The organism is Acinetobacter sp. MYb10 (assembly GCF_002980175.2).
Classification (GTDB): Bacteria; Pseudomonadota; Gammaproteobacteria; order Pseudomonadales; family Moraxellaceae; genus Acinetobacter; species Acinetobacter guillouiae.
The window spans coordinates 2259080-2279728 of the sequence record NZ_CP058272.1 but is presented as its reverse complement, the minus strand read 5'-3'; the positions used below and the strand labels follow the sequence as shown (position 1 = coordinate 2279728).

The following is a 20649-nucleotide window of genomic DNA, read 5'->3' as shown; positions in this document are numbered from 1 at the left end:
GGCAAATAATCATGATTGAAGTCTATTAAAGTTCGAATTCCAGATTGATAAGTATGCGATAAATTATTGTATCGACAAAGTAAATTGTTTATTTTTCAACTTTATTTGTCGCATAATGAGGCTGGACTTCTTGTAGAATCGTGATCAGTGAATCTTTAAGCTGTTCATAATCAGGCATGTTCATACTTTCAAGTTGTGCAGCCAAATCATAGACAGTTTGAACTTTATCGACTTGCATTTGCGCTTTGGTAATATCTGTTTTAAACAGCCAGCACAAAGAATGGCGCTGGTCTTGAACATAAAAATCACCTTTAAAATAAGCCATGGCTTGATCAAGCATTAATACATGATTTGGTGTAAAAAATTTGGCAAGTTGCATTTCATTTGTACCACTTAATTGGTACTGATTGTCGAAACGAATATCCCCACTCGACCATTTTACCCCAAGACGGCAGGCTCGATTTTGTTTAGATGAAATACTGATACCTTGAGCAGGGAAGTTTTCTAGGATGATCCCCCATAAATCATAATGACGATATTCAGTCTTTTTCTTGCCTTCTGAATCACGAGTTTCGACTTCATCCACATAATGATAATTAAACAGCATATATGGATAGTTGATACCGTTGACCTGCCAAGCGCCATAAATGCAATGACTAATGGTATTTTCATGATCCCCTAAACCAAATAACGGGAAATTATAGGGAGACTCAATATTTTCATCGAAGGCATTGGGATAGAAGCGGATTTGATATTTTGCTTCTAGGTTCTTTTGATGAGCATCTTCAACCAGTTGATTGAGGGCTTTTGTTGAAGTGCGTTTATAGAAAGCAAAAGCCACACTCGCACCCGCAACCAGTAAGAGTATCGGGTGGGTAAAAATAGCCAGTACAAATAAGCCAATTGCGATCGCGATAAAAAGCCAAAACGTATAATTTTGAATAGACAGACTCGGATCATCTTGCCAATTCTTTAAGCTTGCAATGATCTGTTCAAAATCTTGATTTGATGAGAGTAACTGATTGATCGCATGGATATTGTGCTGAGTCTTGCCATTATTTGCGTGTTGTTGACTAAAGGCATTTTGAATTTTTGTGAGTAAATCATTCATCTTTATTCATTATTGTGTCAAGTGCTTAGATGCCTGATTGTAACGAAAAAATGATTTTGAATGCAAAGTGTGGTGTTTAAACCACACTTTGCATATTGGTATGCTGACTAAGCAATAATTTTTAAAGAGATTGCGCTTCGTTAGACCTTAGCCATTTGCGTTTTCAATCAACATTGCATCACCATAACTAAAGAAACGATATTTGCTTGCAACAGCATGTTGATATGCGTTCATAATATTGTCACGGTTGGATAATGCAGATACCAACATTAACAAGGTAGATTCTGGTAAATGAAAGTTGGTGATCAAGCGATCAACCACACAGAATTGATACCCTGGATAAATAAAGATTTGCGTATCGCCTGTCCATGCGGCAATTTTTCCACCAGACGCTTGTGCTGCACTTTCTAAGGCGCGTGTTGCTGTCGTTCCAACGGCAATCACTTTGTTGCCACGTGCTTTGGTTTCTTGAATCAATTTTGCGGTTGCTTCAGGCACATCACACCATTCACTGTGCATGATGTGATTTTCGATCTGATCTGTGCGTACTGGTAAAAATGTTCCAGCACCCACATGCAAGGTTACAAACGCTTTATTTACGCCTTTTTGCTCTAATTTTTCTAATAGGGCTTGGTCAAAGTGCAAACTTGCTGTCGGTGCTGCTACGCTTGCTAATTTGGTTGGATCGTTAAACACGGTTTGATAGCGTTCTGTGTCAATGGCTTCTGCTTCACGGTTAAAGTAAGGCGGAATAGGCAATTGTCCGTATAAATCTAAAACTTGCAAAATAGGCTGAGAAAATTCCACCACAAATAAGTTTTCATGACGCCCTGTTACCGTCACTTTAACTTCATCTTTGCCAATAAATAACTCAGCACCTGCTTTAGGCGAATTACTGGCTTTGATATGACAATGTGCAATGGTCTGATCAAAAATACGTTCAACCAAAACTTCAATAGCACCACCAGAGGCGCGTTTACCTTTTAAACGTGCTTTCATCACTTTGGTATCATTGAGTACCAATAAATCACCTTCATTGAATAAATCAAAAACATCGGTGAAGTGAAGATCTTGGTATGAACCATCTGCATTGAGATATAAAAGGCGAGAAGCGCTACGTGTTTCAAGTGGGTAGCGCGCAATGAGTTCGTCGGGAAGTTCGAAATTAAAATCGGAGAGTTGCATCATGAGGAAGAAAAACTGACATTTGGGATTTAAAAACTGCCGCTAGTATAGTCGTTTTTCAAATTAATGGCTGAAATTGATGTTTTATAATCCAAAAAAACCAGATATGCCTTAAAATTAAACAAATGTGAAAACTTGTCGTTGACAAGAAAATGAAACGCGCTATTATACGCACACAACCTCTCCCGAGGTGGTGAAATTGGTAGACGCGGTGGACTCAAAATCCACTGTCAGCGATGACGTGTCGGTTCGAGTCCGACCCTCGGGACCATATATTATGGAAAGCCTTCAAGCATATTTAGACTTGAGGGCTTTTTTATTGCCTGAAATTAGTGCTATCAAAAACTAAGAAATGAAATAAGAACGCGAGTGCTTAAAAAGAAAAAACTGATTCTGATCACTATGGATCAATTAATAGATTGGTATTTAAATGATGGTTTCGATGTTTAATTAAAATTACGTAATTTCTAGTGTTCCTTCGATCCCTCTTTAATGACGCATTTTTATAACAAATATCAGTATGCGATAAATAGCGCCTGATCACTTAAGAATGATAGTTAAAATTTTTAATTTCAATCATTTAAAACTTAACCAAAGGTGTACATATTTCTTGCCTATAGGAAGATTAATTAGTTATAGTTAAAAGTATTTTAAATAATTTGAAAATATTTTATTTTTCCCGCTATTTTGAAAAATAACTAAATGATCTCAGTGCGGCTTATCCAGTAAAGAAGATTGGTTTTATTTAAGGAAAATCAAGGACACACCACGAGGATACAGAAATCATAATCGGAGTAAAATTATAATGAATCTAAGTATTATGATCATCATTGGTTTAATCGTGTATTCGATAGCAGCCATGACTTATGTATACCGTTGGCGAGGAAAAGCACGTTATGAGTCACTCTCACAATATTTAAGAAAAAGTTGGCCTATATTTGCACCATTTAATTGTGTTCTGTATATGACGACACGCAGCTTTGCAAAAAAGCCAATATTAGATGCTGATTTTTTAGAGAATATTGAAGTACTTAGAGCCAATTGGACAATTATTAGAGATGAGGCAATAGCATTAGAGTCATCGGGTGTGTTTGAAGTGATCAAGACACCTGGAGCAGACGGTTATTATGATGTTGGTTTTCGCACTTTTTACAAACGGGGTTGGAGTAAATTTTACTTAAAATGGTACGGAACAACCCATGTTTCCGCGCAAAGATTATGCCCCAAGACATTGGCATTACTTAATCAAGTCCCTGCTATTCGAGGTGCCATGTTTTCACTGTTACCAGCAGGTTCTGAACTGAGCTTACACGCAGATCCTATCGGTAGTAGTTTTAGGTATCATCTCGGTTTGCTGACACCTAACTCTGAAAATTGCCAAATTAATATTGATGGGCAAACCAGTACTTGGTTTGATGGTAAAGATTTTGTCTTTGATGAAACCTATCCACATTTTGCATATAACACAGCAAATTCAGCGCGTTTAATTCTGATGTGTGATGTTGATCGTCCGATGAACATATTCGGACGAATTTTTAACAGTGCTTATCGTATCCTTGTCAAAGGTACCGTTGTTCCAAACACGCCTGAAGATAAAAGAGGGGTGTATAGTGCGATTTTTAAATTTTTTGCGCCATTTAGACAGTATTCAATACAATTCCGTGAAAAGCATTTCAAGACGTATAAAATACTCAAATTCATTTTAAATTTAACGCTGCTATCTCTGATTTTAATGATCTTGTATGGTGTGGTTTATTTATTTGAAATGCTCTTTTTAATGAATTAATAATAATGTATTTTCTCACTCATTTAAGGTATATCCTTGCTCTGGTTGATGCCGAATTTTACTATTGTGTATTTTACAGCGGCTTCTACATCCCTAAGCTTGGCTATAGACGCCAATAGGTTGATATCTGATTTATGAGTTTGATCACCATGTTTTAAAGTATTGGTCTTTATAAAACACTTCGTTTTTTCTATTCAAATCATAAAAATATATAAGGCTCTAACTGATTGCTCATGTTGAAAAAAATGTGAAATTTATCGAAATTTTCACCCCATTGTTTTTATTTGATTGTATTGCTGTTATATTGTTTTATGTGAACATTTGTAAGTGCTCTTCCAAAGCTGTGTTTTGCAATCTGTCTTAAGTTTTGATGTATTTGGAAGCAATTGATATTTAAAAGTGGGCGATTTAAATAACTAACGTGTTAACTGAAAGTGCAAATGAGGTAAACATGAAATTAGAATTCTTAGAAGCTCATCAGACCGAACAGCTCAGTGCTTGTCGACTATCGCTGATTTTAGGGGTCTATACCTCAAATAATAAAATTGAACGTTACTTACGTGTAGCGCGAGCCGTTCTCAATGTAGAAAATGCCTTTTTTACTTTTCATAACGAGCCTTATATTTGGGTTGCAAATGAAGGCGGTGATTTCAAAGCCGCGTCAGTTCCACATAAACTGAGTTTATCGCCGTATTTTGGCAATCAGCTCATCGTTTCAGAAACCCATAAAAATTATGAAAAATTCTCACAATATATGGCTGAAATTGGGATAAAACACCAACGTTTATTGTGCTATGACTTTAAGTTAGAAGATGATGACTCTATTGCACATGTTTATTTTTATGATGATAAAGATACAAGATTTACAAGCAAACAGCAGGCTTTATTAGAAGAACTTAGCTCAGGTTTGGTGACGATTTTAGCGCGTAAATCTGAATCTCAAGATTATTATGAGTTATATGAACAAGAACGCGCTTTAAATTTTAGTAAGACCAAGTTTTTCCAAGTCATTGCACATGATTTACGTGCGCCGTTTCATGGGTTAATTGGCTTCTCGGATGTTTTAGCAAATGAACGAGAAACATTGAGTGATGAAGGTATACAAGATATTGCAGACTATCTACATGATACCTTGCAGTCTACCTATTCCTTACTTGAAAACTTGCTCAATTGGGCGATGGCAGAAGGTGGGCGCTTTGTTTATCATCCGATTAATTTTAAATTAAAACAGACCACAAAGATCGTTTACGATGTGCTTAAGCCTTTGGCTGTAAATAAAAATATACAACTGATTGAAAATGTTGCTGAGGATTTAAGCGTTTTTGCAGATATGAATATGGTGACCTCAGTGATTCAAAATCTGGTTTCAAATGCCTTAAAATTTACCCGTACTGATGGTTCTGGAAAAGTTTCCATTGTTGCGCACCCCGTAGGGAAAAATATAGAAATTATTATTCATGATACTGGTTTGGGAATGACGCAGCCGCAAATTGAGCAACTGTTTGAACCACAGATCAAAGCCAGTATAAAAGGCACCATTGGAGAACGAGGAACAGGTTTAGGGCTGGTTCTGTGTAAACGGTTTGTGGATCTCAATCATGGAAAAATCTCTGTAAGCTCTAAAACAGGTGAGGGAACGACTTTTATTGTTGCTTTACCTGCTGCAAAAAACACCCATCAAACTTTGGTTTGTCCTGAAATCAAGCAAGATAAAATAAAAATTTCATAATTTTATAATTGAACAATTTAGATTGATTGTGAGTGGTGGTTTTTTGAGCTTTGTTTTTTAAGAAAAGTACAAAAACCTCCCTAAATGTAAAGCAAACTGCTATAAATAAGCTGATAAAACATAAGTACAGGCTTTTCAATGAACATTGAGCAATTGCAAAAAACATTACATGCAAGTCAGTATGCAGAACAAGTATTAAGTCTACATCAAGCCACTTTAGAACATGATTATGCAATTGATCAATTTCAACAATCGCTCAGTACAGCACAAATTCAACAACTCGTTTACGATCATTTAGTCAATATTCTAGATGAAAATACATGGATGAAAGTCTTACGTATTCTTCGTGCACGCTTAATGTTTCGTTGGATTTGGCAAGATGCCAACCAACTGACCAATGTGGTGAAGTTAACACGAGAACTGTCTGATTTTGCAGATGCCTGTATCGTTGCAGCAAAAGATTTTGCCCGAATTCCTTTGCTGGCAAAACATGGCGAACCGATGGGGTATAACGGCAAGCTTCAAGATTTGATCGTCATTGGGATGGGCAAGCTTGGGGCACAAGAGCTGAACTTATCTAGTGATATTGACCTGATTTTTGCCTTTGATGAACAAGGTGAAAGTAATGGTCGTAAGTGTATTGATGTACAGCAATTTTGCATCTTGTGGGGGCAAAAACTGATCTATTTATTGGATCATATTACTGCAGATGGTTTTGTATTCCGTGTGGATATGCGTTTACGTCCTTGGGGAGATGGTTCAGCACTGGCAATAAGTCATGTGGCTTTAGAAAAATATTTAAGTCAGCATGGGCGTGAGTGGGAACGTTATGCATGGATTAAGGCGCGTATTATCACGGGTGGGCAAGACGGTGATAGTTTATTGGATATGACCCGCCCATTCGTTTTTCGTAAATATGTAGATTACACTGCTTTTGAAGCCATGCGTGAAATGAAAGCCATGATTGAACGAGAGGTGGCTCGGCGTAACATTGCAGATGATATTAAGCTGGGCGCTGGTGGTATTCGTGAAGTTGAATTTATTGTGCAGGTTTTTCAGCTGATTTATGGCGGAGCAAAATTAGAATTACAAGACCGCCAATGCCTTGTTAGCCTAAAACATTTGGGTGAGGCAGGCTTACTCGATCATCAATCCGTAGAGGATCTTGAAGATGCCTATCTATTCTTACGCCGTGTAGAGCATGCTATTCAAGCTTTGAATGACCAGCAAACACAATCTTTACCAACCGAGCCTGAACTTCGTCAGCGAATAATTGATACCTTGGGTTTTGATGATTGGGATGCTTTTATTGATTTTCTCAACCAAAAGCGCAGCAAAGTGACTTTTCAATTTGAGCATTTGATTAAAGAAAAAGGGCTAGATTCTCCGATTGAAAGTTTTAGTCAGCTGGAAAGCCAACTCAATGAGATCTTAGACAGTAATGCACAAAATCTGATTCATGAGTTTTGGTATGGTCATGCAATTAAGAAACTGCCTGCTAAAGCTGTACAGCGTTTAAAAGAATTTTGGCCGCATTTGGTTGAGGCAGTTTTACAGTCGAATAGTCCACAAGTGGCTTTAATGCGATTGATGCCGCTGGTCGAATCTGTAATGCGCCGTACTGTGTATTTGGTGATGCTGATTGAAAGCAAAGGGGCGCTGCAACGTTTGGTCAAAATGGCGACAGTCAGTCCATGGATTTGTGAGGAATTGACACATTATCCAGTTCTGCTGGATGAGTTTTTATCCATGGATTTTGAACTGCCTCGACGAGATTATTTGGAAGACTCACTACGCCAGCAATTACTACGTATTGAAATCGATCAAGTTGAAGATCAAATGCGAGTATTGCGCTTATTTAAAAAATCCAATGTGCTGACCGTTGCCGCAAGTGATGTACTGGCAGAAAGCCCATTGATGAAAGTTTCGGATGCTTTAACGGATATTGCAGAAGTTTCTGTGATCGCGACATTAAATTTGGCTTATCAGACGGTTGCTAAGCGTCATGGTTATCCTGTCGATGCAGAAGGCTTACGTTGTTCATTAGACCACATGGCCTATGCTGTGATTGGTTATGGCAAAGTAGGCGGCATTGAACTGGGCTATGGTTCAGACCTTGATCTGGTTTTTATTCATTATATGGATGAGCAAGCAGATACTGATGGTCAAAAGGCCATTAGTGGCTTTGAATTTGCCATGCGTGTTGCGCAAAAATTTATGTCTCTGATGACCACACAAACTTTAGATGGCCGAGTCTATGAAATTGATACCCGTTTGCGCCCCTCTGGTGAAGCAGGCTTATTGGTCACCAGTTTAAAAGCATTTGAACAGTACCAACTCAAAAGTGCCTGGTTGTGGGAACATCAAGCAATTGTTCGCGCACGCTCAATTGCAGGTGAGCAAAGCCTAAGAGCAAAATTTGAAGAATTGCGTTGCAGGGTTCTCACATTACCGAGAGAAGAAGAAACGGTTCGCAAAGAAGTCTTGAACATGCGCCAGAAGATGAAAGATCATTTGGGTTCCTCAAAAGATCAGAAAAAAGATGGAATTTTTCATCTAAAACAGGATGCAGGTGGTATCGTTGACATCGAATTTATGGCACAGTATGTCGTATTAGCCTGGAGTGGGACGAATCCTGATCTCGCCCATTATTCCGACAACGTACGAATCCTTGAAGATGCCGCAAAGGCAGGTTGCTTATCCAGCGACGATGTATCCGCATTGATTCAAGCTTATCTCAGTGAACGCGCCGAGAGCCACCGTTTGGCACTTGCAAATCATAATATGCAAGTGAGTGCTGCGGATTGGCACGATACCCGAGAGGTCGTTTGCAAGTTATGGCAAAGATTAATTGATCCAACAGCGAATTTCGCTTTGGAAAGTGAATAATTGTGTAAAAATTTGGAGTGTGCGCCATGAATTTGGCTGATCGTGATGGTTTTATTTGGCAAGATGGACAAATGGTTGATTGGCGTGAAGCTAAAATTCACGTCTTAACTCATACATTACATTATAGTATGGGTGTTTTTGAGGGTGTCCGTGCTTATGAAACACCTAACGGTACTGCGATTTTCCGTCTCCAAGACCATACAAAACGTTTGTTAAATTCTGCAAAAATTTATCAAATGAAAGTTCCATTTGATCAAGCAACTCTTGAACAAGCTCAAATTGATGTTGTCCGTGAAAATAAATTGGCGTCATGCTATTTACGCCCAATTATTTTCATTGGTTCGGAAAAATTAGGTATCGCTGCAACTGATAATACCATTCATGCGACAGTTGCTGCATGGAGCTGGGGTGCTTACCTTGGCGATGAAGCAATGGCGAAAGGTATTCGTGTTAAAACCTCATCATTTACCCATCATCACCCTAACGTGACCATGTGTAAAGCCAAGGCTTCAGGTAACTATACTTTGTCTATTCTTGCACACCAAGAAGTGGCACATTCTGGTTATGATGAAGCAATGCTTATGGACCCTCAAGGGTATGTATGCCAAGGTTCAGGTGAAAATGTATTCTTAGTCAAAGATGGTGTATTACATACACCAGATATTGCTGGCGGTGCATTGGATGGGATTACGCGTCAAACGATTATCACCATTGCGAAAGATATGGGTATTGAAGTTGTTGAACGTCGTATTACCCGTGATGAATTCTATATTGGTGATGAAGCATTCTTTACTGGGACTGCTGCTGAAGTGACGCCGATCCGTGAATATGATGATCGTGAAATTGGTTCAGGCGCTCGTGGTCCGATTACTGAGAAGATTCAAAAAGCATTCTTTGATGCTGTTCAAGGTAAAGATCCAAAATATGCACATTGGCTGACTTATGTAAAATAAGTGGTTGAATGCTAAAAAAGGATTCCTAGTGGAATCCTTTTTTTGTGCTTAAATTTGAGTATTGAAAGAATTGAAAGAAAAATTCAAATGCTAAAATTAAGCTTTAAACTGAACAATACTATTGATTAAACTTGATAAAAATCTCGATACCAATCTACGAATTGCTTAACACCATCGTCAACAGATACCGACGGTTTGTACCCCACCATCTGTTCTAAAGCACTACTATCCGCAAAAGTATCTGGCACATCGCCCGGTTGTAATGGAAGTAATTCTAAAATTGCTTCTTTGCCTAAAGCTTTTTCAATGGCATGAATATATTCAATCAATTTTACTGGATTGTTATTGCCGATATTGAAAATACGGAAAGGCGCATGACTGGTCGATGGGTCAGGATTTTTGCTGTCCCAGTTTGGATCAGGTTGCGCAATTTGATCACTTGAACGAATCACACCTTCCACAATATCTGAAATAAAAGTGAAGTCGCGGGTATGGTTGCCGTGATTGAACACAGGAATAGGTTGGTCTTCAATAATGTTCTTGGTGAACTTAAACAAAGCCATGTCTGGACGGCCCCAAGGACCATAGACAGTAAAAAAGCGTAAGCCAGTTGTCGGTAAATTGAAGAGATGGCTATAACTGTGCGCCATGAGTTCATTGGCACGTTTGGTTGCCGCATAGAACTGCACAGGATGGTTAACACCATGTTTTTCACTAAATGGCATGGTGGTATTCGCGCCATAAACACTACTGGTACTGGCATAGGTTAAATGTGGCGTTTTGGCATAACGGCATGCTTCAATAATATTGGTAAAGCCAATTAAATTACTTTCGACATAACTCAATGGATTTTCTAATGAGTAACGGACACCAGCTTGTGCAGCCAAATGAATCACCCGATCAAATTGATGATCTTGAAAACATTGATCAACGATTGCTTTATCAGCAAGATTGGCATGAATAAAAGTGAATGTTTGCTGGGTTTGTGCCGCCGTATCTTTGAGAACTGCTAATCGGGCTTGTTTTAAGGTGGGGTCATAGTAATCATTCATATTGTCAAAGCCGACAACATCATCACCACGTTCTAAAAGTTTTTTTGCAACATTGAAGCCAATAAAACCTGCTGCACCTGTGACGAGGACTTTCATTCATCTGCTCCGAAAATATCTCGTGTATAGACTTTATCTAATACATCACTTAAGTCATTAGAGACCCGATTGGCAATAATCACGTCACTTTGCTGTTTAAATTGTTCTAAATCATTGACGACTTTGGACTTAAAGAACTCATCTTCTTGTAAAGTTGGTTCATAGACAATCACTTCAATTCCCTTGGCTTTGATGCGTTTCATCACACCTTGGATTGCCGACGCTCTAAAATTATCTGAACCACTTTTCATCACTAGGCGATAAATACCAACTTTATTGGGGTTACGTGCAATTACCGAGTCTGCGATGAAGTCTTTACGCGTACTGTTTGAGTCAACAATGGCTTGAATCAAATTACTTGGAACGTGATTATAGTTGGCTAAAAGTTGTTTGGTGTCTTTCGGTAGGCAATAGCCACCATAACCAAATGACGGATTGTTATAGTGATTACCAATACGTTGATCTAGACAAACACCATCAATAATTTGATGAGTATCTAAACCAAAAATTTGCGCATAGGTATCCAGTTCATTGAAATAGGCAACGCGCATAGCGAGATAGGTATTGGCAAATAACTTAATTGCTTCAGCTTCAGTTGCGTCGGTAAATAAAACAGGGCTGTCCTTTTTGATGGCCCCTTCGATCAATAAGTCAGCAAACAGTTTTGCCCGGTCAGATTTTTCCCCAACAATAATACGGGAAGGGTACAAATTGTCATGCAATGCCTTTCCTTCACGTAAAAATTCTGGAGAAAAGATAATATTTTCAGTGTGAAATTTTTCTTTTAAGCTCTTGGTGAAGCCGACAGGGACAGTTGATTTAATCACCATCACTGCATTGGGGTTGACCTCTAAGACTTGCTGAACCACGCTTTCAACACTTTGCGTATTAAAATAATTGGTTTTGGTGTCGTAATCCGTTGGTGTTGCAATAATCACAAAATCCGCATTGCGATAAGCTGCTTGGTAATCTGTAGTGGCTGTAAAATTTAATGATTTTTCTTTTAAAAATAATGAAATATCCGCATCTTGAATGGGCGATATTTTATTGTTGAGCAAGTTAACCTTAGATTCTAAAATATCTACTGCAACAACTTCATGATGTTGCGCAAATATCATTGAATTGGATAAGCCAACGTAACCTGTTCCAGCGACTGCTATTTTCATAAAAACCTAATATAGAAAATGTGCTTGCAAAAGTTGTATTCAATTTCACAGAGCATTCATTCAAAGATTGCTCAATAAAATATCGAACAATTAAAGCGATTATGCTCAATGTAAATTGTTAACGCATCATAGCATATTCTCATGAAACAAATTGTTCAGCATATGCAATCGGATACAGTAACTTGGCGATGGTAATGGTATGATATGGGGATTGCTCAGGTGGAAGATTGATGCATGCAGGTCAATGAATCAAATTTACAGTCGAATTTAGTTGAATCAGAACAGAATATCGTTTTGTGTATGAAGTGGGGCAGCAAATATGGTGCTGATTATGTCAATCGCCTATATAACATGGTCAAACGACATACCACAATTGATTTCCAAATGGTGTGTTTGACTGACCGTACAGAAGGTATTAATCCAGAGGTTCAATGCTTTCCAATTCCGCCGTTAGCATTGCCTGAAGGAAGTCCTGAACGTGGATGGAATAAGTTATCGACTTTTGAACCTGATTTATATGGTTTAAAAGGTAATTTATTATTTTTAGATCTTGATGTGGTCATTGTAGACAACATTGATGACTTCTTTAGTTATCCTGGTGAATTCCTCATTATTCACGACTGGAAACGTCCTTGGCGTGTGACTGGGAATAGTTCAGTTTATCGTTTTAAGTTGGGTACTTTTCCTGACATCTTGCCTTATTTTCGTGAAAACTTTAAAGAAATTAGTCATAAATTTCGAAATGAACAAGAATATTTGTCTTGGTATGTCGATCAGCAGCAGAAACTCAGCTACTGGCCAAAAGATTGGTGTAAGAGTTATAAATATCATTGCTTGCAAAAGCTACCATTGGCTTATTTTAAGCCACCAGTCAAGCCACAAGATGCCAAAATCATTATTTTCCATGGAGAAATTAATCCACCTGATGCCGTGACGGGTGGTGGGGGTAAATGGTATCGCTATGTGTTGCCTTCAGACTGGATTAAAGATGCTTGGCAATAATTTTATTTAGATGATTAGAACATTTGAGAACAATATAGATGCAAAACCTTGATATCGTGATTGCTTGGGTCGATGGCAATGATGTTGAGTTAAAACGTAAACGTCAGCAATATCTCACAGGTGGTGATGCCTCAGATGCTGTGAGCGATACACGTTTTGCCAGTAATGATGAGATCTATTACAACATTGCATCTATATTGAAGTATGTACCTTTTTGCCGTCATATTTTCATTGTTACAGATAATCAGCAGCCTGAATTTTTAAATCAATTTGTAGCCCAAGGTCTTTGTGATGCAAATAAAATTCGTGTCGTTGATCATCGTGAGATTTTTGCTGGTTATACGCAATTTTTACCCACATTTAATACCCGTTCAATTGAAAGCATGTTGTGGAATATCAACGGGCTTTCAGATTATTTTATCTACTTAAATGATGACTTCTTTTTTAATTCACCAGCTCAAATTGAAGATTTTCTTGAGAGCGATAAAATCGTCACCTATGGACACTGGAAAAGTTGCTTTAGTTACAAGACCAAGCTGAAATATCGTCAATTTTTAAATCGTAATTTTAATAAACCGATTCAACCTGGTCATGTGATTGCACAAATGCTGGGTGCTGATATTTTAGGATTTAAAGAGTTTTTTGAAATCCATCATTATCCACACTGTTTCGATCGTAAAATTTTAAGTGAATATTTATTGTGTCATCCAGACCTATTAGAAACACAGATTAAGTATAAGTTTAGAAGTGTCGAACAATTAAATCCAATCTCCTTGATGAATCATTTAAAGATTCAAAAAAATGAAGCTGTTTTAAAGCCTGATTTGGCTTTGGCTTATTTGAAAAATGCTGAAAGCTTACCTGCGTTTGTAGACGCATTGAATCAAGACAATATTAAATATGGTTGTATCCAAAGTTTAGATCAACTGAATTCTGAGAATGCTGCACAGGTACGTCGTAAAATGATCGATAAATTATATGACTATTTACCTAAATCAGTTATTTCAGCCAAAGTTTTATCGTAGGAAGCCAATCATGAAAGTTAAAACATATCTGATCAATTTAGATGGTAGTGATGAGCGGCTTGCTCGCGCAACAGAACAATTACAGGCGGTAAACTGGGAGTTTGAGCGTTTTTCTGCTTATGATGGACGTGGCAAAGAATTGTCATCTTTTCAGGATTATGATGATGCGTTAACGCAGCAAACTTTAGGAAGACGGTTACTTAATTCAGAACTGGGTTGTTATCTCAGTCATTATGGCTGCGCTCAGAAATTTTTAGCAAGTGATGCGGATTATCTTGTTGTCTTAGAAGATGATATGAAAATTACAGCTGATTTCAAACAATCTATGGATCAAGTTTTAGCTTATTTAGATCGCCATCAAGCGCTAGATTGGTATTTGGTAAATTTAGCGGCAAAGAAGAAAAAGTTAGCCAAAGACATTACTCAGCTGGGTGACTATTCATTGTGGCATGCTTATTATTTTCCTATTCGTGGCTTGGGCTTAATCTGGTCACGTAAAGGTGCTGAAGCGTTTATTGCACAAGGTCAAACAATTACCATGCCTGTTGATATCTTTTTCCAAACTTGGCTGAGTAAGAATGGAAAAGGATTAGGTGTTTGGCCTGCTTTTGTTCGCCCAGCAGGTCTAGATAGCGATATTTTAGGTACAGTTGCAACACAAGGAATATCTCGTAAAGAGAAAGAAAATCGTGACGATTCTTATGGTTTTAAGAAGCAAAAACGTATGTGGCGTGATCGGATGTATGCATTTAAACACCTTTATTTTTAAGTGTACAAAGATGTTCTAGTAAATGACGTAATGAATATTTTAAATGCTGTATAGTTTAAATTTTATTGGTTCTGTTTTTTTGTAAAAAATATTGGATTTTTTATATGAAAATTTTTAAAAAATTATTTTATTTAGCTAAATTTCATATGATGTACTATTACAAAATTAGACATACCAATCAAAAAATTGATAATTATGCAGGACAACTGATTTTTAATCCTGTTTCTTCACCCATTGAATTACCTAAAAAGATATGGGTCTATTGGGAAGGTGATTTTCCTGAGTTTGTTGAAAAGTGTATTCAAAATACTCAAGCAAAAAATCAATCTTATCAAGTGTATGTACTTAATCCTGAAAATGTCAGCCAGTATAGTGATATTGATTTTTCTTTATTGAAGGGGGCGACGCCTCAACAAAAGGCTGATTTACTTAGATTTGATCTGTTATATCGGCATGGTGGAATTTGGTTAGATGCCAGTATTATTGTCTATGAAAATCTAGACTGGATTTCTGAGTTGATGCAAAAAAATCAGACAGAATGTTTTTCATATTATCGTAAAAAAAATACCACGCAGATCGATTATCCAGTATTGGAAAATTGGTTGTTGGCAACTGTTCAAAATAATACTTTTTTTAAATATTGGTTTGATGAATTATATGTAGCAATTCAACAAACTCCCAAGCGCTATGTAGAAAATATTCGAAATACCCAAGAAAACAGCAAAGATATTTTTCAAAGAATTGGTAATCTAGAATATTTAGTGGCCTATGTTGCTTGCCAAAAAATATTAAGGAGATCTTTTCCAAGTATCACTTTAATTAATTGCGATGAAAATGCTTTGTTTTATCAAGTGAAAAATCAGTGGGTCAAAGAAAAAATTTTAATTGATTTTGCTATTAATTATCCTCCAGCCGAAGCGCCTAGATTGTTAAAACTCGCAGGAAAAGAACGAAAAACACTCAGTCATTACTTTTCAAAGAAAATGTATTTCGAAGGTAGTTTCCTCGATATTTCTTAGGAAACTATGTAAGTGAGGATGCTAGTACGACAAAAAAATAGTAAAATAGAGCTATTGCTTATAGTCACATCCCTATGAAAAAAATCGTTATTAGCCTACCGACAGCACTTGAACGTAGACAACATATATTGAGTGAGTTTGGTAAAAAAAATGTAGATTTTGATTTTTTTGATGCTTTAACTCCAGAACCTGCTGCTATTTTCGCACAAGCGCTGCATTTAAACATTGATGAGCAAGTTCTAACAAAAGGTGAAGTTGCTTGCTTTATGAGTCATGCCTATTTATGGAAGAAAATGGTTGATGACAATACCCCATATATGGCGATATTTGAAGACGATATTTATTTGGGTGAGGATGTAAAAGAATTTCTTACTGATAACCAATGGATAGATCCAAGCTGGCATCTTATTAAATTAGAGGAATTCACACATAGAATTGCATTAGGTAAAAAAGTTAAGGCTTTTAATGATCATAATAATAGAGCGATTTTTCAACTAAAGAGTAAAAATCTAGGCACTGCTGGCTATATATTGTCTTTAGATGGAGCAAAGACATTGCTGGGCTACATTCAGACATTAGATAAGTTAATTGCATTAGATCACTTAATGTTTGAATCTGTGATCACGGAGAATATTTTTTCTGTTTATCAAATGAAACCTGCTTTATGTATTCAAGATGTAACATTGTACTCATGCAAAGATAGTGTTAAGTTTGCCAGTCATTTATATAAAGAGCGTTTAACGAGAAGAAAGTACAATAAAAAGAAGGGAATAGATAAAGTTTTTTTAGAACTCTATCGTATATTGCATCAGCTAAAAAGTATCTTGTTTTTTAAGTCGGTAGGTTTTAAATAGAGTAATTTATGGAAAATTTTGTTATTAGTTTAAAATCAGCAGAAGACCGTAGAGCACATATTCTCGAGCAATTTGAAGAGAGAGGCATTCCCTTTTCTTTTTTTGATGCTATTGAACCGAATCAAGTTGAAAAAACTGCGATAAATTTATCTATTCAAATTTCTGGTAGTTCTTTAAGTCATGGTGAAATAGGGTGTTTATTAAGCCATGTGACACTTTGGCAAAAAGTAATTGATGAAAATATAGAATATATAGGCATTTTTGAAGATGATATTTATTTAGGGGACGGTGTTGAAAAATTTATTTGTAACGAAGAGTGGATAAAAGATAATTGGAATATTATTAAGGTTGAAAAAAACTCTAAATTCAACTATTTGTCTTTAATAGATAAACATGTTTTAAGTGATAATAGAGTAATTTCAAAACTATTAAATGCTAATTTTGGTACGGCAGGATATATCTTATCAAATAAAGGGGCACATAGCCTTTTAAGATTTATTCAAAATGAAGTTTTAATTGATCATATAGATCAGATTATGTTTAAAAAATACTTAAGCAAAGGCGAATTTTCTATTTATCAAATTAATCCGGCGTTATGTATTCAAGAATATCTTTTGTACCCAGATAATATTACTTTTAAATCTAGTTTAATGTGGAGAGATTGTAGTAAAAATAAAGAACAGAATATTATAAAAAAAATTAATCGAGAGTTGGTAAGGTTTTTATTGCAGGTATATAGGCTCCCTTTAAAGGTAAAAATACTGTTTAAATAATAGTTCTTTTTGAAAGTACAATTTTTTGCACTCTGTACGAAATAAAACTTTTATAAACATTGCTTGAATTTTGACTAATGCAAGGCGTTTAGTTTAGAGTTATTTATATATTTGATAAGTGAGATACCCATGGAACTTCCAATAATTCATGCTTTATGGATCGGAGATAGACTTGGAAAAATATCAAGTTCTTGTCTTAGATCATTTGTGTTGAGGGGGCACAAGGTTTTATTACATACATATGGTGAGATTTTAGACTTACCTGAAGGGGTTCAGTGTGTTGATGCAAATGCAGTAATTCCAAAAAATAAAATTTTTAAACATAATCGGACAGGAAGTTATGCACTTTTTTCCGATGTTTTTCGATATGAATTACTAAAACAAGTTTCAGGTGTTTATGTTGATTGTGATGTCTATTGCTTAAAACCTGTAATAATTCCACCATCAAATTATTTATTGGGTTTTGAAAGTAATAATAAAATAAATGGGGCGGTTTTAGCATTACCTCATGAAAGTCAATTATTAACATCTTTATTGAATGCTGCATATAATCCATTTTTTGTACCACCATGGTATAAAAAATCGAGACAAAGAAGATTAAAACTTAAGAAAACTTTCGGTATAGGACAAAACATTGCAGATATGCCATGGGGGGTAATTGGTCCAGATGCTATTACTTATTTTGTGAAAGAATTAAACTTATTAAATCAAGTACAACCGATCGATATCTTTTATCCTGTTCATTATGATTGCATTAATTTACTGACTGATCCGCTATTAAATATAGAGGATGTTACAAGTTCAAGAACAAGTTGTGTACATTTATATAATGAGATATTGAGAGCAATTGACATAGATAAAATTGATGAAAATTGTATTTTAGCAAGAATGTTTAAAAATGAAATTTAAAGATAGAGTGAAGTTATAAAATGCATTCAGTAAAGAAAAAAATTAAAATCGGTCTAATTATAGATGAGTTTTTTGGGGCGGTTGGTACAGCTTATGGTGGTTATGGATTTTTAGCGAGAAGACATATTGCTAAATATATTCCTAATGAAGATTTTCAAGTGGACGTATTACTTGGTCGAGGTAAGCGAGATTTTTTTGCTGAATCATATCAAGTAGATGATAGTAACGTTTATCGTTTACCGAGAAGAAAATGGTTTGCTAGACATTGGTTAGCAAAACAAAACTACGACATCTATTTAAGTATTGAGTTAACATATAGCTATATTTTAGAAAATGAACGGAATAAAAATAAAAAAATGATTCTATGGATTCAAGATCCAAGACCACATTATGAATGGGACGAAATTAATACAGTAAAGCTTTTTCCAGAAACTAATTATTATAACCAAAAAATTTATGATCTTGTACATGATTGGTATAAAGCAGGGCGGGTAAAATTTGCTTCACAAGGTTACTTTTTAAATCAAAAAGCAAAGGATTTATATGCTTTAAATGATGATGTTTCAATTCAATATTTACCGAACCCAATTGATATTTCACATGAGTTTAATTTTGAGACTTATCAAAAAAAACAAATGATTATTTTTTTAGGACGAATTGAATCTGTTAAACGTGGATGGCTTTTTTGTGAGATTGCAAAAAAATTGCCGCAATATGAGTTCTATATATTAGGGCAAACATTTAGAGAGGATGATAAAAACTCTGAGATTATGAAGGATTATTATGCAATCGAAAATTTACATTTTGCTGGTCATGTTGATGGTGATAAAAAAGAAGAGTATTTAAGAGATGCTAAAATACTGGTAAACACTTCTATTCATGAAGCTTTGCCGATTTCATTTTTAGAGGCTTTATCTTTTGGTACTCTACTTGTGAGTAATCGAAATCCTGAGGATTTAACTGAAAAATTTGGTATTCATGTCGGAGATGTTTTAGGCGATGGATTTGATAAGATTGATCTATTTGTTAAGGCGATTCAGAAACTCATGTCAGATGATGAGATGCGTAATACACTTGGAACACAAGCAATCCAGTATATTAAAGATAGGCATAATGTTGAAAAGTTCAGAGAAGACCTAAGAAAAATGATCTTAACGGAAGTGCAAAGCATTGAGTAAATATGGCTCAATGCTCAACTTATTTATACAAATTCCTGCCTCCTTCTAACTTCCTAAATCGTTTATAGCCCCATAAATACTGTTCAGGAGCGATATTAATCATTCGCTCCATTTCTTTGTTCAAGGTATCGACAGAAAGCTGTAAATCTTTAGAATTAATATCTTGAGATAGTGCAGTAAAATGTAAATCAAAACCTGAGAAATCAGGGCGGCGAACACAGGTTAAACCTACAACTGAACATTGGGTTTTTGCAGCAAGCTTTGAAAGCAAAGTTGAAGAAAATGCTTTTTGCCCATAAAAGTCAGAATAAATACCCCCAGACTCTTTAGGAATATGGTCGGGAAGGATGGCTGTAAACCCACCTTGTTTTAAATGTTTAAATAATGCACGTACACCAGTATCATCAGTGGGTACTAGTGTTGCATTTAAGCGTTGGCGTGACTCTAACATAAACCGATCTAAGTCTTTATTTCTGCTTGGCTTGTACATGATAACGGGATGAGTATGTTGGTTGATCCACGCATTCATGAGCTCCCATGCCCCAAAATGGGGTACCACACCAATACAGCCATTGGGGTTCTTTAAGGCATTGAGAAAAATCTCAGCATTATAGACCTGTTTAATTTGTGCTAAGGCGAATTCTGGAGAAGATCCCCAAATTTTAATTGACTCTGCATAAGTCATACATTGACTTTTTAAACTGGCTTTAATCAGTTGATTACGTTGTTGTTCATCAAGCTCGGGATACGCTGCTGTTAAATTCAATTCAGTGGTGCGTTTTGCTGAAGAATTACTGATAAACAATAAATTCCCGACACCTCTAGCAATACTTTGTATCATCCCTAGAGGTAATTGAGAGAAAGTTTTAAGTAGCTTATACATTTAATTATTATTAGTCGCGATCAGCATTGCCTTTCAACACCAAATAAATTAGTGCTGAAATAATAAAGAAACCAGCAATAAAACTGCTCATGCTGAAATATAGAATACGTTGATAAGTATCTAAATTAAACAACTGATGGCTTAGGATATAACGCATAAATCCCCATTGAACCACTGAAAATACAATGATAATAATTGTATGACGAAGTACATTAGGTCGCATAGCCATAGGTTTTCACCTCAAAAGTTAACAGCGATAGTATGCCATTT

Annotated in this window: 18 protein-coding genes and 1 tRNA gene; 13 read left to right on the top strand and 6 right to left on the bottom strand. The window is 36.1% G+C overall.

What is annotated here, in order from left to right:
• Positions 1-88 precede the first annotated feature (88 nt).
• Positions 89-1111, bottom strand: coding sequence for a hypothetical protein (locus tag CQZ96_RS10590; RefSeq protein WP_105713336.1), 1023 nt, complete (start codon positions 1109-1111; stop codon positions 89-91).
• A gap of 147 nt (positions 1112-1258) precedes the next feature.
• Positions 1259-2296 carry a tRNA preQ1(34) S-adenosylmethionine ribosyltransferase-isomerase QueA gene (gene queA, locus CQZ96_RS10585; RefSeq protein ID WP_105713406.1) on the bottom strand — a complete coding sequence of 346 codons (1038 nt, stop codon included), beginning with the start codon at positions 2294-2296 and terminating at the stop codon, positions 1259-1261.
• 184 nt (positions 2297-2480) lie between these two features.
• Here queA and CQZ96_RS10580 point away from each other — a divergent pair.
• The 5 genes from CQZ96_RS10580 to CQZ96_RS10560 all read left to right on the top strand — a co-directional run bounded on the left by CQZ96_RS10580 (position 2481) and on the right by CQZ96_RS10560 (position 9653).
• A tRNA-Leu gene (locus tag CQZ96_RS10580) sits at positions 2481-2567 on the top strand.
• Positions 2568-3101: 534 nt separating this feature from the next.
• Positions 3102-4082 carry an aspartyl/asparaginyl beta-hydroxylase domain-containing protein gene (locus tag CQZ96_RS10575; protein ID WP_105713335.1) on the top strand — a complete coding sequence of 327 codons (981 nt, stop codon included), beginning with the start codon at positions 3102-3104 and terminating at the stop codon, positions 4080-4082.
• Positions 4083-4533: 451 nt separating this feature from the next.
• Positions 4534-5811 (top strand): sensor histidine kinase, encoded by a 1278-nt coding sequence (locus tag CQZ96_RS10570; RefSeq protein ID WP_105713334.1) that lies wholly within the window; start codon positions 4534-4536, stop codon positions 5809-5811.
• A gap of 138 nt (positions 5812-5949) precedes the next feature.
• The gene (glnE, locus tag CQZ96_RS10565; RefSeq protein ID WP_105713333.1) at positions 5950-8700 is read left to right on the top strand and encodes a bifunctional [glutamate--ammonia ligase]-adenylyl-L-tyrosine phosphorylase/[glutamate--ammonia-ligase] adenylyltransferase; all 2751 of its coding nucleotides are present in this window, start codon (positions 5950-5952) and stop codon (positions 8698-8700) included.
• Positions 8701-8726: 26 nt separating this feature from the next.
• The gene (locus CQZ96_RS10560) at positions 8727-9653 is read left to right on the top strand and encodes a branched-chain amino acid transaminase (RefSeq protein WP_004723137.1); all 927 of its coding nucleotides are present in this window, start codon (positions 8727-8729) and stop codon (positions 9651-9653) included.
• 125 nt (positions 9654-9778) lie between these two features.
• Here the strand turns inward: CQZ96_RS10560 and CQZ96_RS10555 are convergent, their stop codons facing one another.
• Positions 9779-10801 (bottom strand): NAD-dependent epimerase, encoded by a 1023-nt coding sequence (locus CQZ96_RS10555; protein ID WP_105713332.1) that lies wholly within the window; start codon positions 10799-10801, stop codon positions 9779-9781.
• The gene (locus CQZ96_RS10550; protein WP_004723131.1) at positions 10798-11967 is read right to left on the bottom strand and encodes a nucleotide sugar dehydrogenase; all 1170 of its coding nucleotides are present in this window, start codon (positions 11965-11967) and stop codon (positions 10798-10800) included. Before CQZ96_RS10550 ends, CQZ96_RS10555 begins: the two co-directional genes overlap by 4 nt.
• 234 nt (positions 11968-12201) lie before the next feature.
• Here CQZ96_RS10550 and CQZ96_RS10545 point away from each other — a divergent pair, with 234 nt between their 5' ends.
• The 8 genes from CQZ96_RS10545 to CQZ96_RS10510 all read left to right on the top strand — a co-directional run bounded on the left by CQZ96_RS10545 (position 12202) and on the right by CQZ96_RS10510 (position 19496).
• Positions 12202-12969, top strand: a complete 768-nt coding sequence (locus CQZ96_RS10545) for a hypothetical protein (protein ID WP_004723130.1) — start codon at positions 12202-12204, stop codon at positions 12967-12969.
• 38 nt (positions 12970-13007) lie between these two features.
• Positions 13008-13994, top strand: a complete 987-nt coding sequence (locus tag CQZ96_RS10540; protein ID WP_105713331.1) for a Stealth CR1 domain-containing protein — start codon at positions 13008-13010, stop codon at positions 13992-13994.
• A 10-nt stretch (positions 13995-14004) separates the two neighbouring features.
• On the top strand, positions 14005-14763 hold the full coding sequence (locus tag CQZ96_RS10535; RefSeq protein WP_105713330.1) for a glycosyltransferase family 25 protein: 759 nt from the start codon (positions 14005-14007) through the stop codon (positions 14761-14763).
• 104 nt (positions 14764-14867) lie between these two features.
• Complete coding sequence (locus tag CQZ96_RS10530; RefSeq protein ID WP_105713329.1) at positions 14868-15782, top strand: glycosyltransferase family 32 protein; 915 nt, start codon at positions 14868-14870, stop codon at positions 15780-15782.
• Between the two features lie 74 nt (positions 15783-15856).
• A complete protein-coding gene (locus CQZ96_RS10525; protein ID WP_105713328.1) occupies positions 15857-16636 on the top strand; it encodes a glycosyltransferase family 25 protein in 780 nt (259 codons plus the stop codon).
• Between the two features lie 8 nt (positions 16637-16644).
• Positions 16645-17409, top strand: a complete 765-nt coding sequence (locus CQZ96_RS10520; RefSeq protein ID WP_105713327.1) for a glycosyltransferase family 25 protein — start codon at positions 16645-16647, stop codon at positions 17407-17409.
• A 129-nt stretch (positions 17410-17538) separates the two neighbouring features.
• The gene (locus CQZ96_RS10515) at positions 17539-18318 is read left to right on the top strand and encodes a glycosyltransferase (protein ID WP_105713326.1); all 780 of its coding nucleotides are present in this window, start codon (positions 17539-17541) and stop codon (positions 18316-18318) included.
• Positions 18319-18338: 20 nt separating this feature from the next.
• A complete protein-coding gene (locus CQZ96_RS10510; protein WP_105713325.1) occupies positions 18339-19496 on the top strand; it encodes a glycosyltransferase family 4 protein in 1158 nt (385 codons plus the stop codon).
• Positions 19497-19515: 19 nt separating this feature from the next.
• On the opposite strand, the gene CQZ96_RS10505 is transcribed toward CQZ96_RS10510, so the two are convergent.
• Together CQZ96_RS10505 and CQZ96_RS10500 are read right to left on the bottom strand one after the other, a co-directional pair.
• Positions 19516-20379: a lysophospholipid acyltransferase family protein gene (locus CQZ96_RS10505; RefSeq protein ID WP_105713324.1), complete on the bottom strand. Its 864-nt coding sequence runs from the start codon at positions 20377-20379 to the stop codon at positions 19516-19518.
• 10 nt (positions 20380-20389) lie between these two features.
• Positions 20390-20608, bottom strand: a complete 219-nt coding sequence (locus CQZ96_RS10500; RefSeq protein ID WP_004723114.1) for a hypothetical protein — start codon at positions 20606-20608, stop codon at positions 20390-20392.
• Positions 20609-20649 lie beyond the last annotated feature (41 nt).

Excerpts from the sequence above, each read along its gene's own strand:
- CQZ96_RS10590 (WP_105713336.1), bottom strand. The coding sequence starts at position 1,111 with ATGAATGATTTACTCACAAAAATTCAAAATGCCTTTAGTCAACAACAC.
- queA (WP_105713406.1), bottom strand. The coding sequence starts at position 2,296 with ATGCAACTCTCCGATTTTAATTTCGAACTTCCCGACGAACTCATTGCG.
- CQZ96_RS10575 (WP_105713335.1), top strand. The coding sequence starts at position 3,102 with ATGAATCTAAGTATTATGATCATCATTGGTTTAATCGTGTATTCGATA.
- CQZ96_RS10570 (WP_105713334.1), top strand. The coding sequence starts at position 4,534 with ATGAAATTAGAATTCTTAGAAGCTCATCAGACCGAACAGCTCAGTGCT.
- glnE (WP_105713333.1), top strand. The coding sequence starts at position 5,950 with ATGAACATTGAGCAATTGCAAAAAACATTACATGCAAGTCAGTATGCA.
- CQZ96_RS10560 (WP_004723137.1), top strand. The coding sequence starts at position 8,727 with ATGAATTTGGCTGATCGTGATGGTTTTATTTGGCAAGATGGACAAATG.
- CQZ96_RS10555 (WP_105713332.1), bottom strand. The coding sequence starts at position 10,801 with ATGAAAGTCCTCGTCACAGGTGCAGCAGGTTTTATTGGCTTCAATGTT.
- CQZ96_RS10550 (WP_004723131.1), bottom strand. The coding sequence starts at position 11,967 with ATGAAAATAGCAGTCGCTGGAACAGGTTACGTTGGCTTATCCAATTCA.
- CQZ96_RS10545 (WP_004723130.1), top strand. The coding sequence starts at position 12,202 with ATGCAGGTCAATGAATCAAATTTACAGTCGAATTTAGTTGAATCAGAA.
- CQZ96_RS10540 (WP_105713331.1), top strand. The coding sequence starts at position 13,008 with ATGCAAAACCTTGATATCGTGATTGCTTGGGTCGATGGCAATGATGTT.
- CQZ96_RS10535 (WP_105713330.1), top strand. The coding sequence starts at position 14,005 with ATGAAAGTTAAAACATATCTGATCAATTTAGATGGTAGTGATGAGCGG.
- CQZ96_RS10530 (WP_105713329.1), top strand. The coding sequence starts at position 14,868 with ATGAAAATTTTTAAAAAATTATTTTATTTAGCTAAATTTCATATGATG.
- CQZ96_RS10525 (WP_105713328.1), top strand. The coding sequence starts at position 15,857 with ATGAAAAAAATCGTTATTAGCCTACCGACAGCACTTGAACGTAGACAA.
- CQZ96_RS10520 (WP_105713327.1), top strand. The coding sequence starts at position 16,645 with ATGGAAAATTTTGTTATTAGTTTAAAATCAGCAGAAGACCGTAGAGCA.
- CQZ96_RS10515 (WP_105713326.1), top strand. The coding sequence starts at position 17,539 with ATGGAACTTCCAATAATTCATGCTTTATGGATCGGAGATAGACTTGGA.
- CQZ96_RS10510 (WP_105713325.1), top strand. The coding sequence starts at position 18,339 with ATGCATTCAGTAAAGAAAAAAATTAAAATCGGTCTAATTATAGATGAG.
- CQZ96_RS10505 (WP_105713324.1), bottom strand. The coding sequence starts at position 20,379 with ATGTATAAGCTACTTAAAACTTTCTCTCAATTACCTCTAGGGATGATA.
- CQZ96_RS10500 (WP_004723114.1), bottom strand. The coding sequence starts at position 20,608 with ATGGCTATGCGACCTAATGTACTTCGTCATACAATTATTATCATTGTA.